General features: G+C 45.7%; 14 protein-coding genes. 1 reads left to right on the forward strand and 13 read right to left on the reverse strand.

Translation table 11 applies throughout. The annotated features are described in order from the left end of the window. Positions 1-223: 223 nt before the first annotated feature. The 11 genes from NV381_RS28825 to NV381_RS28875 all read right to left on the reverse strand — a co-directional run bounded on the left by NV381_RS28825 (position 224) and on the right by NV381_RS28875 (position 11,587). Entirely contained in the window at positions 224-742 is a 519-nt protein-coding gene (locus NV381_RS28825) for a redoxin domain-containing protein (protein ID WP_258216755.1), read from the reverse strand. A gap of 69 nt (positions 743-811) precedes the next feature. Then, positions 812-1,012, reverse strand: a complete 201-nt coding sequence (locus NV381_RS28830) for a hypothetical protein (RefSeq protein WP_258216756.1) — start codon at positions 1,010-1,012, stop codon at positions 812-814. A gap of 508 nt (positions 1,013-1,520) precedes the next feature. Beyond that, positions 1,521-4,190, reverse strand: coding sequence for a heavy metal translocating P-type ATPase (locus NV381_RS28835; protein ID WP_258216757.1), 2,670 nt, complete (start codon positions 4,188-4,190; stop codon positions 1,521-1,523). 263 nt (positions 4,191-4,453) lie between these two features. Beyond that, positions 4,454-5,308 carry a M56 family metallopeptidase gene (locus NV381_RS28840; RefSeq protein WP_258216758.1) on the reverse strand — a complete coding sequence of 285 codons (855 nt, stop codon included), beginning with the start codon at positions 5,306-5,308 and terminating at the stop codon, positions 4,454-4,456. Next, positions 5,305-5,739: a BlaI/MecI/CopY family transcriptional regulator gene (locus NV381_RS28845; protein ID WP_258216759.1), complete on the reverse strand. Its 435-nt coding sequence runs from the start codon at positions 5,737-5,739 to the stop codon at positions 5,305-5,307. Before NV381_RS28845 ends, NV381_RS28840 begins: the two co-directional genes overlap by 4 nt. A gap of 23 nt (positions 5,740-5,762) precedes the next feature. Continuing rightward, on the reverse strand, positions 5,763-6,125 hold the full coding sequence (locus NV381_RS28850) for an ArsR/SmtB family transcription factor (protein WP_258216760.1): 363 nt from the start codon (positions 6,123-6,125) through the stop codon (positions 5,763-5,765). A gap of 189 nt (positions 6,126-6,314) precedes the next feature. Continuing rightward, positions 6,315-7,241: an L-serine ammonia-lyase, iron-sulfur-dependent, subunit alpha gene (gene sdaAA / locus NV381_RS28855; RefSeq protein WP_258216761.1), complete on the reverse strand. Its 927-nt coding sequence runs from the start codon at positions 7,239-7,241 to the stop codon at positions 6,315-6,317. Then, positions 7,238-7,921, reverse strand: coding sequence for an L-serine ammonia-lyase, iron-sulfur-dependent subunit beta (gene sdaAB, locus NV381_RS28860; protein ID WP_258216762.1), 684 nt, complete (start codon positions 7,919-7,921; stop codon positions 7,238-7,240). The genes sdaAA and sdaAB overlap by 4 nt, the downstream gene beginning before the upstream one ends. 283 nt (positions 7,922-8,204) lie before the next feature. Next, a complete protein-coding gene (locus NV381_RS28865) occupies positions 8,205-10,280 on the reverse strand; it encodes a LuxR family transcriptional regulator (RefSeq protein ID WP_258216763.1) in 2,076 nt (691 codons plus the stop codon). Positions 10,281-10,331: 51 nt separating this feature from the next. Beyond that, complete coding sequence (locus NV381_RS28870; RefSeq protein WP_258216764.1) at positions 10,332-11,081, reverse strand: SDR family NAD(P)-dependent oxidoreductase; 750 nt, start codon at positions 11,079-11,081, stop codon at positions 10,332-10,334. Positions 11,082-11,128: 47 nt separating this feature from the next. Next, positions 11,129-11,587 (reverse strand): DUF2269 domain-containing protein, encoded by a 459-nt coding sequence (locus NV381_RS28875; RefSeq protein ID WP_258216765.1) that lies wholly within the window; start codon positions 11,585-11,587, stop codon positions 11,129-11,131. A gap of 530 nt (positions 11,588-12,117) precedes the next feature. Here NV381_RS28875 and NV381_RS28880 point away from each other — a divergent pair. After that, a complete protein-coding gene (locus NV381_RS28880; RefSeq protein ID WP_258216766.1) occupies positions 12,118-13,257 on the forward strand; it encodes a zinc-dependent alcohol dehydrogenase in 1,140 nt (379 codons plus the stop codon). Between the two features lie 93 nt (positions 13,258-13,350). Here the strand turns inward: NV381_RS28880 and NV381_RS28885 are convergent, their stop codons facing one another. Further along, positions 13,351-14,499 (reverse strand): M20 family metallopeptidase, encoded by a 1,149-nt coding sequence (locus NV381_RS28885; RefSeq protein WP_258216767.1) that lies wholly within the window; start codon positions 14,497-14,499, stop codon positions 13,351-13,353. A gap of 16 nt (positions 14,500-14,515) precedes the next feature. Further along, positions 14,516-16,474 (reverse strand): S9 family peptidase, encoded by a 1,959-nt coding sequence (locus tag NV381_RS28890; RefSeq protein WP_258216768.1) that lies wholly within the window; start codon positions 16,472-16,474, stop codon positions 14,516-14,518. Positions 16,475-16,532 lie beyond the last annotated feature (58 nt).

Genomic DNA, 16,532 nt, shown 5'->3' on the forward strand with positions numbered 1-16,532 from the left:
TATAAACAAATATACTTTCGAGAATAGTTTTAGCCTTTTTGCCTTAACATGATCAGCAGCAACACTGTACATTAGCATCCTTTTTGCATTGCTTGCGGTCATCAAATAAAGGATAAAAAACACAACAAACACGGTATTGAATAAAAACCACGTACCCAATTGTAATTCCTCCTTAACATCAGGCAGACATGAATAAACAGTAAAGCTGGAAGCGGAATTCTAATTACCGCAGCAGTCTATTTATTCGTGTCGAAATATCATTCTCACTCATCTCACCCACGAATATATCCTGGATAATTCCATTGGCGTCAATATAGAAGGTGGTCGGATAAGAGATAACTTTGTATTTCTTCCTAATAACATCGTTATCTAAAAGAATCGGCAGCGTGATGTTATACTGTTGCAAATATGCTTTTACGGTCACCGGACTTTCATTTAAGTTCATCCCAACGATCTGAACATTCTGATCCTTCCATTTATCATACTGACTTTGCAACGCCGGCATTTCCCTCACACATGGAGGGCAGAAGGTCCCCCAAAAGTTGATGATTAGAGGTTTTCCTTTGTATTGGGATAAGTCATGCATTTGGCCGTCCAATCCGGTTACCGTGAAGTCCGGTGCCTTCGTTCCTATAGTTACCGAGTCTTTACCTTCCAGTGTATTAATGACAACTATATAGATTCCGACCAGCAGAACAAACGTAAAAATGGTTGCTTGAAGCCATTTTTTATTCTTTCTCATAGGTTCTCCTTAAAATGTGTTCAACATTTCTATCCCTATCTTTTATAAACAGTAGCCATCTTTTCACCATCATCTTCCATAATCGGCCAAATGCTCAGGAATAGATATCCAATCATTATAAATGGCATAATAAAACAGAATGATCGTGATGAACCCCAGACAAAGCTGGAGGGAGCCTTGCCGTTTTTTTCTTTGAAAGAATAATACAAGTGCTGCACTAAAAAATGAGCCGATAATGACTAAACACAGCAATAAAATTATCGTCGCCAAACTCAGGCCTCCTACGTGATTAAGCTTACATACCCGTACTCCAGTTCTACACTTTTTATACTCTCGGCTATACAATTTATAAAATACCACAAAACATGCTATAAAACACTATGATATGTAGTTTAATAATGACAAAATCATGAAGCAGACTTGTTTAAGAACAAAAAGAAAATAATAATGAAACAAAGCATGGAACAAAGCGTTGCAAAAATAGCCCCGGTTAACCAGGATTCTTTCTTTTTGACAAAGATGGATAGTACCAAATGTAATAAAAACGGGGCAACATAAAAATAAAGCCTTGTATTAAAATTAAAAACTATCAACAAATCAAAGATAAAAATCACAGCCAAGACCAGAAATAGCAAGTACCCGCTTTTTCTTACAACCTTAAAATCCAAATTCATACTGAAATGAGAATGCATACCCGATTCCTCCGTTTTAATCGAAATTATAATAGCTCCTGCCCTTAGCGGCAGAAGCTATCGTTAACTATGTGCCCCTATCTGTGTTAAGCACTAATTGAACCTGCTTTTGTACGCAGAAGCCTCATCCCATTCGCAATGACGATTAGCGAGCTTCCTGTATCAGCCAGGACAGCCATCCAGAGAGTAGATGTGCCCAGGAAGATCATGATGAGGAATACGACTTTGACTAGCAACGAAAAAGCGATATTTTGTTTAATAATCCGTAAAGCCCTCCGACTTAATCCGATAGCGAACGGCAGCTTGGAAAGATCATCGGCCATCAATGCAACATCTGCTGTTTCCAATGCCGTATCGGTTCCGGCAGCTCCCATTGCAATCCCTACAGTAGCTGTTGCTAATGCAGGCGCATCGTTAATTCCATCCCCGATCATGGCAACATAACCGTGTTTGTCCATCAGCTCTTTAATGGAGCTCACTTTATCTTCAGGCAGCAGCTCGCTTCGGTAGTCAATGTTTCCGAGCTTCGCTGCAACGGCTTGAGCCGTACCTTGATTATCCCCTGTTAACATGACGGTCCGTTCAATACCAATTGCCTTGAGATGCTCAAGAGTGGACTTGCTATTCGCTCTAATCTCGTCTGCAACGGCAAATATTGCCCATACATCTTGCCCGCTGCCCATTAGCATAACGGTTTGCCCCTGCTTTTCGAGCCTTTGAATGGTATCCTTAACATGTTCCAAAGATAGTTTCAATTCATGAATAAACCAACGGGGGCTCCCGATGTAGAATAAGGTTCCCTCGATGCTCGCCTGAGCACCTCTACCTGTCACCGAAGTAAACGAGGAGCTGGATTTGATGGGAAGGTTGGCCTGCTTTGCTTTTCTTACGATGGCATTTGCTACCGGATGTTCAGATGCGGACTCCACTGCGGCCGCTATCGATAATACCTCATCTTCTGTTCGGGAATCCAGCGGAATGATCTCTGTTACTTGCGGAATTCCGGCTGTAAGCGTACCTGTTTTATCAAATGCAACAACAGATACAGCCCCTAAACGTTCAAGATGAGCTCCGCCTTTAATTAAAACTCCATTTTTGGCTGCATTGCCAATGGCAGAAACAATGGACACCGGCGTTGATATAACTAAAGCACATGGACACGAGACGACCAACATCATTAGAGCTCTATAAAACCATACCTGAAAGGATTCACCCATAAGCAAAGGCGGGATAATGGCAATTAGCAGGGCAATTACAAGCACGGCAGGCGTATAATATTTGGCAAAAACATCTACAAAACGCTGGGATGGAGCTTTTTGAGCCTGTGCTTCTTCCACAAGATTGATGATACGCGACAAGGTATTGTCCTTAGACAGCTTAGTGACTTTCACTTCCAAAGCCCCCTGCTGATTGACCGTACCCGCGAACACTTCATCCCCTTCTGCCTTCTCGACTGGAATCGATTCACCGGTTATTGGAGCTTGATTAATAGTTGAAGCTCCTTTGCTAATCACGCCATCCATAGCTATTCTTTCACCCGGCTTAACGATAACCGTGTCGCCAATTTGAATAGCCTCGATCGCAATCATCATTTCTTCACCGTTTCTTCGGACGAGCGCTTCCCTCGGTGATAAATCCATAAGACCGCGTATTGACTTTCTAGTACGATCCATAGTGTAAGCTTCCAATGTTTCTCCTAAGGAGAAAAGGAATACAACAGCAGCTCCTTCTTCCCATTGTCCTATGAGACCTGCACCAAGAGCCGCAACCGTCATAAGAAGATCCATGCCGATGGTTCTGGATTTCAAACCATAAATGCCTGTTCGCGCAATGCGATAACCGCCTATTAGCATAGCCAGTGCATAAAAGATCGTTGATATGGAATCAGGGATTGCATGAACGAGCTCAAGAGCCCATGTTATTGTAAATATCAAGCCTGATAATGCAGTAGGAATCACTTTATTATTACGTCTCCAGAAGCTGCGTTCATCGGCCACTAGAGGCATGCCGCCTTTATCCGGCAAGGCCGTATATCCGGCTTGCTTTACAGTCTGAATGACAGCTTGCTCAGCACTGCCATCATGCTCAACCGTCATCTTGGCCGCGCCATAATTCACCATGACTTGATTTACAGAAGCAAGAGCTCCTACACGTTTCTCTAGCTTTTGTGCACAGTCTGCACAGTCCATGCCTTCAATCCGAAAAACGCTGGATTGCTTTGCGGCAGCCTGTTCTTGAACACTGTATCCGAGGTTACGAATATGCTTTTTAATGGTATCGAAGTCTAATTGGGATTGGTCATAACCAAGGCTCATCTTGGCCGTAGCAAAATTTACTTGAACTTGTGCTACTCCTTCTATACGGGAGATCGATTTTTCCAGCTTCAGAGCACAATCACCGCAATGCATACCTTCAAGGGTAACCGTCTGGTTTACTGTACTAGCACCATGATTTCCGCCGCATGAATCCCCATGCTTGTGATTATGAGCGTGATCATGAGCGTGATTATGAGCGTGATTATGGTTGTGACTGTCATTGTGGCTCTTGTGATCATGTTGATCCCCATGATTACAGTCCGGACCATGATGATGATCTTCTTCACTGTGCTTATGGTTGTTAGGGTCATGGCTGTGATCATGTCCATGATTATGGTGCTCATGTTGAGCACATGAGCACGATTCATGATCCCGGTCCTTTTCCTCATGGATATGACTATGCTTTGCATCCTGACTGCAGCATGAAGAGTTTCCAGACATAAGAATCAGGCTCCTTTAAATTACATATGATTAATTGCTCATGTATTGTTTGTTTATATAATATGCCTTTCTTATCCATGTGTCAATCATGTATAGCCTAATTCCTTAAAGTGTGCTTCCCCAATAGGCCCGCCCACTTTACTACTGGCTCTTGCCCTATTTTTATTGTCAGAGCTTTGGCAGATTCTTTAAGTATTCACATAAATCGCCGCTTACACTATCGTTTAAGAAAACAAAAAAAAGCAGTGGATCTCTCCCCTGCTTTACACGCACTGAAACATAACAATCATCGACATCACAAGCATTACCGCACTGCTAATAAAAACACATCTCCCGGTAAACAAGGTTGCAGCAATGGGCTTATCGGGATCAATGATTTGCTGCAGCCGGTAATTGATGGCATGTTCAGCAAAACTAACCCTAACCATTTGAAACTTATTATGAACTTTTATTAATTTAATCAAGGCTGATCCCAAAATTAAAGGAGAGTTCGTTTTTTTCATAACATAACGGTCTGCTTGCAGCTCAATCCAAATTTCAAAGTGTGCTCCCAAGCTTTTGATAACAGGTACATATTCCATGCTCTTGATGAACAATCCGGTAATCCATTTTTTAAGCGGATGGCGAAATTGACAATGGTATCTTTCGTGAAGCAGCACAGCCTTAACTTCTTCCGGAGACAATAGATCTAACAATCCTGTAGAGATAACGATTTTCGGTCGCATAAACCCAACTGCAAAGGCTAGAGGCGAGCTTTCCCGAAGAACTAAGATAGTTTCATCCCATGTTCTAAATTTATTATTCCATCGCTTTGTAAGTTTTCCATGTACCTGTCCTTTAATAAATAAATTCCACTTCATCGCCAAATACGATTGTTTAGCAATATATTGGAGCATTCGATATACAGTGAAACAAATTAATAAGAAGAATAGCATTTCGAACACGGAATGGTTGACCCATATATCAGATATAAGTTCAGCTAAATACCCAAGTGTATTTTGGCCAAAGGGAACATCACCAAGCTGATGAGATAAGGAGAGGCCCATCTGCAATAAGACCAGGCCAGATATTAGAATGATCAGGAGCATCGATATTTGAGGTCTTTCGAATCGTATCATAGCTTCTTCCTTCGATTAACTTCATCAAGTTTTTGCTGCAGCTTCTGGATTAGGGTTGGGTCCGCTTCCTCCATTACGTCAATAATATGAGTAACCATCATATCGCCAAACTCTTTGATTAATCCTTGAGTCACGTTTTTGGCCTGTTCAGCCAAAAATTGTTCCTTTGTACAGGCTGCTTTAAAAAGCGTCAATTTCGTTCTTCCCTTACCGGATGTTTGTTTCTCCAGAAGTCCTTTTTCAAATAAACGGTTCATAACCGTCATAATGGTATTGAAGGAATAGGGGGTACCTGCATCAATAATTTGATGTACCTGTTTTATGCTCAATTGACCGGATGACCACATTATTTCCATAATCTGTACCTCAAGTGAACCAAGGAAGCGCTGCAAGCCTTCCTCTTGAAAATGATAATTTTTAATTTTCATCATCACACACACTTTCTCAAAGCTATTTACCCGTGCTTTATATGCTGCAGCATTTGGACAAATATTTGTTCGATATGTTCATCATCCAGGGAATAAAACACCGTCTTCCCTACTTTACGGCGTTTAACGATTCGCAGGTTGCGCAAATACCGCAGTTGGTGAGAGATGGCAGATTGACTCATATCCAAAACTACGGTCAGGTCATGCACACAAAGTTCATTTTGTACTAAAGTATATATGATTTTTACACGTGTGGGGTCTCCGAGCGCTTTAAACACCTCAGCCAAGCCCGCCGCTGTATGTTCGGTTATCAAATTTTGCTTTAAAGTGACAACATTGGAAGTCCCTTCGCATGTTTCATCACATCGTTCTAGAAGCACCGTTTCCAAAATAAGCACCACCCTCATTGATTGCCACTATGTCCAGGCTGCTGTTACGTTATACATTATACCAGAAAGGCTGGAGGAGCGCTTTTGATTACTAGCCTCAATTCGAGCAAACTTCGATGTGCCATTGCAAAGGCAATCGGTTTAGTTGTTGAAACCTTGTATTCTTATTATGCTGTGTTACACTGTCCTTCACTGTTTCGGCAGATTTGTCGGAGCCGTCATTGTATCTGCCCCTGAAGCCCGATGATCGAGCAGGCTTTGCATGATCTGTTGACCGGTCGGCGTGGCGGCGAGCCCGCCCTTCGCGGTTTCACGGTATTTCTCCGGCATGCTCCCTCCGATTTCCAGCATGGCCCCGATCACTTCATCCGCTGGAATGACGCTGCGAATCCCGGAAAGCGCCATCTCGGCAGCGGTAATAGCCGATACGGCACCAAAGCCGTTGCGCACGATGCATGGTACTTCGACCAATCCGGCGACCGGATCACAAACAAGACCGAGCGAGTTTTTCAAGGCGAGTCCAACCGCATGCACCGCCTGTACTGGCGACCCACCTCGCAGTTCAACCAAAGCACCCGCGGCCATCGCTACGGCGGAGCCGATCTCGGCTTGGCATCCTCCCTCAGCTCCGGATACGAAGGAGCGGTTAGCAATGATGAAGCCAAGCGCGCCTGCGGTGAACAACCCTTCCGTCATCCGCTCGTCGCTCCATCCGTAATATTCTTGTGTGCTGAGGAACACACCGGGAATAACTCCGCAGGAACCGGCTGTGGGCGTAGCTATAACCCGCCCCATGCTGGCATTCACTTCTGAAACTGCCAGCGCATAGGCTAGCGCCCTGTCTCCTATAGGTCCGAGCATACCTTCTCCAGTGGACACCGCTGCCGCCACTTTCTTGGCATCATTTCCTGTAAGCCCGCTGCGAGATAACGTATCTTTATTTAATCCTCGGTGAACGGCCTCTTTCATAACAAGATAATAAGACTTCATTTGGGCTTTCTCTTGGTTCGGTGTTCGACCTGATTCCAGAGACTGTTCTTCCAGCATCAATTGATGTATCGTCTTTTCCTCTTGAGTGCATATGGCGATCAATTCATGGAGCTCACGGAATCTCAAGCTTCCTCACCTCCTGTTGTTAAATCGATCATTCGAACCCTGACAACACCTTCAAGATTTCGAACAGCTTGAATCAGCTCCTGTGATATGGCTCCGTCCGCTTCGATGACTGTGAGAGCCTGACCGTTCCGGCTCTTTCTATCCACATCCATCGCTCCAATGTTCAGGTGGTTTTGGCTGAATAAATGGGTTACCTCCGCCAACATACCTATCCGGTCTGCGTGTGTAATTACCATCGTAGGAAAACTGGCGGAGAAACGAACATCGAAATCGTCCACCCCGACAATTTCAATGTTTCCTCCCCCAATCGAGGTACCCGTAACACGCATGGAAAGATTAAGCTTCATCATCTGTAAAATTGCCGTATTCGGATGAGGTGCGCCTCCGGATTTCGCAATAAAGCTTAGCTGCATTCCCCGCTGCTCGGCAATAGCAAGAGCTTCCGGGATGTGCTCGTGAGCCGTATCCCAGTTCAATAAACCTGCGGCAAGTGCCACATCCGTCCCATGTCCCTGATAGGTATCCGCGAAGGAACGGTACAGATATATATTTACCTTTTCCGGCTGAACCTCGAATAGCTGCCTTGCAACTCTGCCAATTCTCACTGCACCCGCCGTATGCGAGCTGGAGGGGCCGACCATATCCGGGCCGATGATAGAAAACACATCCTTAAACCGCATGAAACATCCTCCGATTAGGCCAATCAGGCCGTTAAATGGCTGTGAAGAAACTCAACATCATTCAGTCGAATCGCATGATAATCCCTCCTTATATTTAACAACATTCTCAAAAAAAATTATTTATTAGCTGCAAACCCCAGCCTAAGCGTCGCGAACGTTCTTTTCTACTAATAATAAACTTTCATTTGAATGTTTCTATTGGCCCATATATCCATGTTTTTGGACAAAAAAAAATCCTGGATTGATAGGATTTTTAGTCTTTCATTTTAGATTTATAAAATGATTACTTCGTACTTATATGACGTTCCCTCATCAGAAAAGCCAATTGGTTTCTGTTCTTAATATCCAGCTTCCTGAAAATATTCGTCAAATGCTTCTTCACCGTCATCTCGCTGAGATACAGCTTACTAGCGATTTCAGTATTGGTGTGCCCTTCAATGATAAGATCCACGATTTCCTTCTCGCGCGATGTCAGGGCGGCATACTCCTTTTGCACATCTCTGCGTTCGTCGAGCATGCCAAAGCTCGCAAGCATTTTGTTCAAATAATTTTGCAGCTTATTTCCTCTTGTATCAATAACATAATAAGGTGTCGGTGTTATGCCGTCATAGTCGTAATGCACCGCATGCTTGGCAACTTGGCAGCCAAGGCCTTGATGGATCTCTCCGAAGAATGGATTAGGCGGAGGAGCGGCGATGAGAAATTCGGCAGAAATGATATGCGTGATGAATGTTAAGCCGGCAGCTGCGCGCATCGATTGGTTCGCGAAATCGGGAATATCGATCGTCTTCACGAAGTACCCCGCCTTCGACTCCCGCGGCACCTTCAATTCCTTCAGCCTCTGCTCCGGCAACCCTGCAAAATATGCCGAGGATAGCGGCTTTGTACATAAATAGTCCAATGTGTGTACATTAATTGGGATGATCACTGAGAGGCCTGCCATATTTCCTAGCCCATCCCGGATCAGTTTGACGGTGCTCACGTCCAGCTCATACAGCTCCTGTAGATGAATATGCTTCAAGGTATACAGATTTTCTTCCTCAGAAATCACGTAATCATAACGTTCCAATGTTTCTGGATTCGTATAAGTAATCTTCGCTTCTTTAGCCAATAATCGCCTGTTCTCCATGTAACGCTCCGCCTCGGACCAATTAGCGCTGTTTAGCGGTTCCAGTTTATGGGTACCCGAATTTTGATAAAAGAAGGCAAGGATAGCCGGATCGCCAATATAATAGAACCACTCGGCAGTCTCCCAAGCGACAGATTTCTTGTGTACCGATTCCTTGATCAGATCGTAATAGTACAGGACACAGCGCTTTCGAATCCCCCCGTATTGTTCCGGTGTGCGAACCTGAAGCTCATGAGTAATTGCATCCCGCATAAGGTCATGGAGCAGCCAGCCCCGATCCACCCGACGGACGAAAGAAAGTCCAACGAGCTTAAGAAATTGCTCAGTCGGGACAGGCTTATCCATAGCACAGGAGAGAAGCTCCTGATTGAAATGCCGTAGTACCGCGGCCGCTTCCACTAACTCCCGAAGCTGTGAGTCCGGAAGCTCCTTCAACCAGGTATGCACAACCTGAGCGAATATGCCGTTATCTTCCTCTATCTCCATTGGCTGCACGGCATTGGACAGATTAGTGGACACAAGCAGGGATAGAGTCAACGGATGCCCCTTGGTCTTGTTCCATATCCGGTGGATTTGGTCTTCCAGCTTGAAGCCGGAACGATTCAAATACTCCTTGACCGAGGAATAATCCAGATCCCCAATAGGCATTTGCCTGATAAGCTGTCGCCATGCAGGGGATGACAGCCATGCACCTTGAATCGGGTAACGTCCGGATAAAATAACGAGTACGTTGGACTGGAGCTGTGTCAGGAACTCTTCCCGGAACCAGTATTCGAGCTCTCCCAGTTCCTCGAAAGTATCCAACGCCAGAATGACTCTAACTGACTCAGACTCAGACACCTGTTGAATCACCTTTTGGCACAGCTCTAACAAACGGTCCTGGTTATCCGTCTGTTCGTCTTTAGATAACTTGTAACGAAGCAACCGCAGCAAATGGAGGCAGAAATCCTGTGGGTTATGCGGAAAATCCCTGCTGTCGAGCAGCAGGAACCTCGTCTGGGCATGATGGGCAATGGCAATCCGGCGGAATTCGTCGAGGAGGTAGCTTTTGCCTACGCCACCGGTGCCATAGATATTGAGAATAGCTCCTCTATGCCTCTTCCCAGTAAGCTGCTCGCGGAATAATTGGATTTCCTTCTGCCTGCCCACCAGATAATGCCGTTCAATCTGATCAATTTCATTAACGAATCGTTCCCCAACCTCTTTTGCACTGCCCGATTCCTTATCCATGCCTCCCAACCGCACCCTTCTCCATCTAAATACCGCTGCCGTGATGCATACCTACACCATAAGCAATCCACCGTTCACATTCGTACAAGTACCCGTTATGAACCGGCTCTCTTCACTGGCCAGGAAAGCGATCGCACCCGATACGTCGTCTGGCATCGCTACACGCTGCAGCGGCGTCATAGCCGCAATCTGTTGTTTAATCTCTTCCGGTGTATAACGTGAAGCATCTGTCTGGACAAGTCCTGGAGAAACTACGTTCGCCGTAACTCCATAGGGGGCGTTCTCCAGTGCTACATATTTAGCGAACGCATTAAGCGCTGCTTTGGCGGAGCCATGTGCTGCAAAATAAGGTGTTGCGACATCTGACGCACTGCTGGATATATAGATGATTCTTCCATATTTTCGGGTAATCATAGCAGGCAAAACCGCTTGTGTCAACGTAAAAGTTGCCTTCATCTCATCATTGAGCTTCTGGGCAAATTCCTCCCATTGCATCTCGATCATCGGCTTCATTACGAAGGACATATTCGCATTGCTTACCAGGATGTCGATGTCACCAAGCGTTGTCTGAATATGCGCTATGGCGCTATTCACCTGGTCAGGATCACGCACATCCGCCCTTGCCAGCTCTGCTTTTCCTCCTGCATTCCGAATACGGTCCACGATCGCCTGAGCGGAATCCTCCTGTTGAATATAATTCACCGCAACCATAGCCCCCTGCTTGGCCAGCATTAGCGCTGTTGCCGCTCCGATTCCGCGCGCGCCTCCGGAGATAAAAGCTACTTTACCATGTAAATTCATTTTTATGTTCCTCCTCTTATTTAATGAGTTGTTTCATAGTCAGCAAATCACATTGGTTTTAGGATCATTAAAAGAATCAATATGATACCCATAATCGAAGCCGTATTATATAGCCGATTCGCTTTCGAGAGAAGAATTGCTGCCTTATTCGTTGATGTGTCCTGATCAGTTGATCGTCCATTCTCACCATTCAATACTTGTATTAATTGACTCATTACTGGACCCAGCATTCCTACCGCAACCACCTGTATAAGCACATATAATACGAGAGAAATCCAAATCCATAGATCCGTGAATTTCCAACCTGACAAGGCGACGAGCGCCACACCGGACAAAACAGCAATCGTTCCGCCTATTTTAGGGAAATAGTTGAGCAGTTGAAACAGTGCCAACGATTGCTTAAGCTCCTCCCTTTGCTGCTTCTTCCTGAACAAAACATGACCGAAAAAAGTCGGCCCAATACCGACAATCGACGACACCACGTGAATTACAACAAGCCATCCCATTTACTGTCCACTCCCAAGCTCCATCATTAGTTCTACAGACGCGTCATCCTAGAACCTCTTAAATTTATCATTCGTGTATTGCGAGCGATAGTATCCTCTGGTAGTAGAAAGGTAGTAGTTAAGTATCTTTTAAACAGCAGTTAGACTCCGATTAGTTACCAAACACTCAAAGTGCGAAGATTAGCTGGGACAATTACTCAACATGGAAGTTCGTGAAAAACAAAAAAACGGCTGCCTCTGCATCCGTTTTTCAATATGCTACCGTTAATCAAGGTTGGGGAAATATGTTCCACAAGCAGGTGAGTCGTTTTTCTTGGTTAGATGCCGCCGCCAGTAATAACAAGAAGTATAAACAACACAAGAATTACACCTGCGGCAGTCATGCCAATTCCGATTCCTCCATCAAACCCCATATAGTTTTCCTCCCTCCATGTCACACACTAGTCTATGAAAGTACTCCGCTAATGGAGTGGACTGTTCAAAAAATGGGCATTATACAATACGTATTTCTATTTATAGGAGGCTGATGTATGAAGGCAGTAACTTATCAAGGTGTAAAAGATATTCAAGTTAAACAAGTCGACGATCCCAAGCTCCAAAAGAAAGATGATATTATCGTTCGTATCACTTCCACCGCTATATGCGGCTCGGATCTCCATATTTATCAGGGAGCTCTCCCCGCAGAAAAAAACTATGTCATTGGTCATGAGCCTATGGGAATCGTAGAAGAAGTAAGCTCAGAAGTAACTAAAGTAAAAAAAGGAGACAGGGTCGTTCTTCCATTTAATATATCTTGTGGCCATTGTTTTTACTGTGAGCACGAAATGGAGAGCCAGTGTGATAATTCCAACAGAAATCCCGAAATTCATACAGGCGGATATTTTGGGTTCACCGAACGATACGGTAACTATCCTGGAGGACAAGCTGAATATTTACATGTGCCTTATGGAAATTTCATGCCTTTTGTTATTCCCGAATCCTGCGAACTTGAGGATGAAGCTTTACTGTTTCTATCGGATGTTCTCCCTACCGCTTATTGGAGCGTGGATAATTCAGGAGTAAAGGCTGGTGATACGGTTACAGTGTTAGGCTGCGGGCCTGTAGGCTTAATGGCGCAGAAGTTCGCTTGGATGAAAGGGGCTAAGCGAGTTATCGCGATTGATCATATTCCGTATCGGTTAAACCACGCCAAAAAAATGAACAATGCCGAAGTGTATAATTTTGCTGAGCAGAAGGATATGGGCGCATATATCCGCGAAATTACTAAGGGTGGAAGCGATGTGGTTATTGATTGCGTAGGAATGGATGGAAAAAAAACGCCATTAGAAGCGGTCGAACAAAAGCTAAAGCTCCAAGGCGGAACGTTAAGTGCAATTGAGATCGCTCTAAAAGCTGTCAAGAAATTCGGTACCATTCAGATCACAGGCGTTTACGGCTCAGTGTACAACATGTTCCCATTAGGCAATCTTTTCGAAAGGAATATCACGCTGAAAATGGGCCAGGCACCGGTCATCCACTACATGCCGGAGCTATTTAACAAGATAACGGCTGGAGAGTTTGATCCAACCGAGATCATTACACATAAGGTACCGTTAGACAAAGCAAGCGAAGCCTACAAAACATTTTATGAACATGAAGATGAATGTATCAAGGTAGTATTAAAGCCTTAATGCGATTTCATACAGGCATGCGTACGCATACCCCGATCTAACAACAAAAAAAAGAATTTGTACCGAATTCTGAATTCAGGTACAAATTCTTTTTTAATTCAATTCCTCCATCTGCTCCTTGATCAAATGAGCAAGCAAAGCGCAGCGTAAGGAGATACTGTCCAGCTCCACATATTCATCGAGAGCATGGGCGCCATGACCAACCGCACCCAATCCATCCAAGGTCGGAATGTTCAATGCAGCAGTAAAATTGCCGTCGCTGGCCCCACCTGTGGCGGTCTCCTCAAGGGAAAAGCCCAATTCACCAGCAATCGCCTGGGCACTCGCGAACAGCTTGCGGCTCATGGCCTGCTCCATAGGCGGGCGGATAATGCCACCCCGCATATGCAGCTTCGTGTTCGCCAAGACAGGCGAAACATTCAGAATATGTCGGCTAAGCCGCTCCGCTTCATCCATCGACTCGATTCGAAGGTCAAGCTCAGCCCGTGCTTGACCGCTCACCACATTGACTGCCGTGCCTCCTGAAGCAATGCCCACATTGACCGTTGAACCTTTAGAATAGTCTGTCAATCCTTGTAAATACAAGATTTGATGGGCTAGCTCTTGCAGCGCATTAACGCCCTCGCTGTGGTTGATCCCCGAGTGAGCGGGAACGCCCTCGATCTCCAAGGCAAATCTTCCGACTCCTTTGCGGGATGTTTTCAACTTCCCTAACGGGCCTAATGCAGGCTCCAGAACGAAGACAGCATCGCTTTTCAGAGCCTCTTCTTCAATCCACTTTCTAGAGGAGGGACTGCCCACCTCCTCGTCCGTGTTGATGAACAATACCATTTTTTTAGTAAGCTTGTATTGGGAAACAACCGCGTACATAGCATACAGTCCCTGCAGCAGACCGCATTTCATATCAAAAATTCCTGGTCCGTACAAACGCTGTCCCTCTTGCCTGAAAGGACGTTTGGCGGTCTCGCCTTCCGGCCAAACCGTATCCATATGCGCTATGAGCAAAATTTGCCCTGATCCTGATCCTTCGCCCAAGCACAGCTTCACTTGATTCCCATACTTCTCTTGCGGAATCGATTCAACTGAGCCACCCAGCAGCTCCTGAAAACGAGTGATAACAATTTGCATCGCCTGATCCACCAGTGCTTTACTGCTTGTCGGGGTATCCAAATTAACCAGATTCTCCAAATCCGACAACAAAGCATCCTGCTGCCCATTTATAAACTCCAACAATTTACTCATGCTCGCACACCTGCCTTTATACGTTCTTAGTGAACCAATCCGCTACTGCATCCAGCCGAGCTAAGCGCTGCTGAGGCCTGCCCGACGAAGCCATCGCATGTGAAGCTCCAGGGAACCGGATAAACTCCGCGTCTTTACCAAGTCGTTTCAGGGCCAGAAACCACTGCTCCCCTTGCTCGATGGGACAACGGTGATCTAGTTCCCCATGAAGAATCAAGACGGGCGTGGAAACCTGCTCGGCATAACGTATCGGTGAACGATCCATGATGTGTTCTTCATCGTTCCAAAGATCGAATTGACCACCTAGCTCGTACAGATTAATCTGAAAGCCAAGATCGCTGTTGCCTATTTTACTGTACAAATTACAAATCGACCGTTCGGTCACGGCTGCTTTGAACCTGTGATCATGGCCGATCAGCCAATTGACCAAATAGCCTCCATAGCTGCCGCCCATTACATAGAGCGGTTCTTCAGCTACAAATTTATCGGCAGCGGATACGTCCTCCAGGAAACCAAGAATATCCTGAACATCCTTGCCGCCCCACTCCCCGACAACCCCGTAGGAGAAAGCTTGTCCATAACCATAGCTGCCTCTCGGATTACAAAAGACAATTCGATACCCGCGGCTCGCAAGGTACCAGAAGTCAAAATGGAACGAATGACCATAAGCAAGATGCGGCCCGCCGTGAATCATCAGAATCGTCCCTGCGCATGGACTAGCTTCCTTTTTCAAAAGCTCCATCGTCCATCCTTGAATAGTCAAACCATCTGGAGTTTTATAGAAATGTTCGTGAACTTCCACTGAAGAGACTTGCTGCAGCATCTCCTCGTTATAGCCGGTAATCCGCTCCACCTGAACGGGGTTTTGATCTTTCCAAACCGCACGGTACAGCTCTCCTGGACGGTCCATGGCATCACCTACAAACACCACCGTAAATTCTCGCGTATCACAGTATTCAACTGCAAACGCAATGACGTTCAACACCAACGGAAGTGCAGCCACCTGGGAAGAGGTGGAATCCAATCGGTAAATCGACTGTCTGCCTTCATACGTTCCTACAAAGAAAATAAACTCGCTAGCCGCATGATGCACCACTGCTGTATTTATGCCTGTCCGCTTGCTATCGCTTATAACGTGATACCCGAGCGGCACATCAACATTCCCTTGCAGCCAGTACTCCTTCTCGCCCGGTTCCACTTGGAACCATTGGTCGAATTCGGCACTGTTCGGTGTATGCTTCTTCCCCGAACCGAGCAAGGAGCCGTTCGGAAGCGGAACGAGTGCTGAAACCGACTTTACGTCCGGTGCAATTACGGTGGTTGAACCATCTACCCTGTTCTGCACATGAATTTGGGGATTTTTGACGAGATCGACCCCGTCCGGGTAATCTACTGTATAATACAAGCTTTGTCCGTCTGCTGAAAAAGCCGGGTTTCCATGATCCGATTCCACAGCAGTTATCCTGGAAATCTCAGATGATTCCACATCTACTTCAAACAGGTGAGTATACCCGTTCGTCATCCCTTCGCCATCCAGCTTATATCGGATACGTTTTACCGTATAAGCAGTCGTATTGATTTCATTGACCCGGCTTGTAAAAACGATTGTCCGACTATCGGGAGACCAAATGAAATCCTTCACTTTCCACTTGGGCGTGAGCGCATGAATGCTACCGGATGATGGCCGGTACACCCAAAGCTCGTCGTTTACTCCTACCTTGCGTATAAAAGCCAGCAGGTCGCCATTCGGTGACCACCTCGGACTGTGATCGGAGGGCAATTCCCCCTCTTTTGGCGCCTCAAACAGAACCGTTTCAATATGCGTATTCGTGTTCAACACGACCAGTTCACTAATATAAACATCCTGCACTATGTCCATTCTTCCCTTGGCGAGCACCACCTTCTCCCGCTCCCGGGGATGAACGCTCGGCGCCCCAAGCAGCGTAAGCCGGGCTAGATCCGTTGATAGCAGCATGATTCATTCAGCTCCTTTTCTCTCTGAAAGTGAATAATTCTAACTCGCTTATGAAGCA

Origin of the sequence: Paenibacillus radicis (ex Xue et al. 2023), from assembly GCF_024722015.1 — a bacterium.
In the GTDB taxonomy this organism is placed as follows: domain Bacteria; phylum Bacillota; class Bacilli; order Paenibacillales; family NBRC-103111; genus Paenibacillus_S.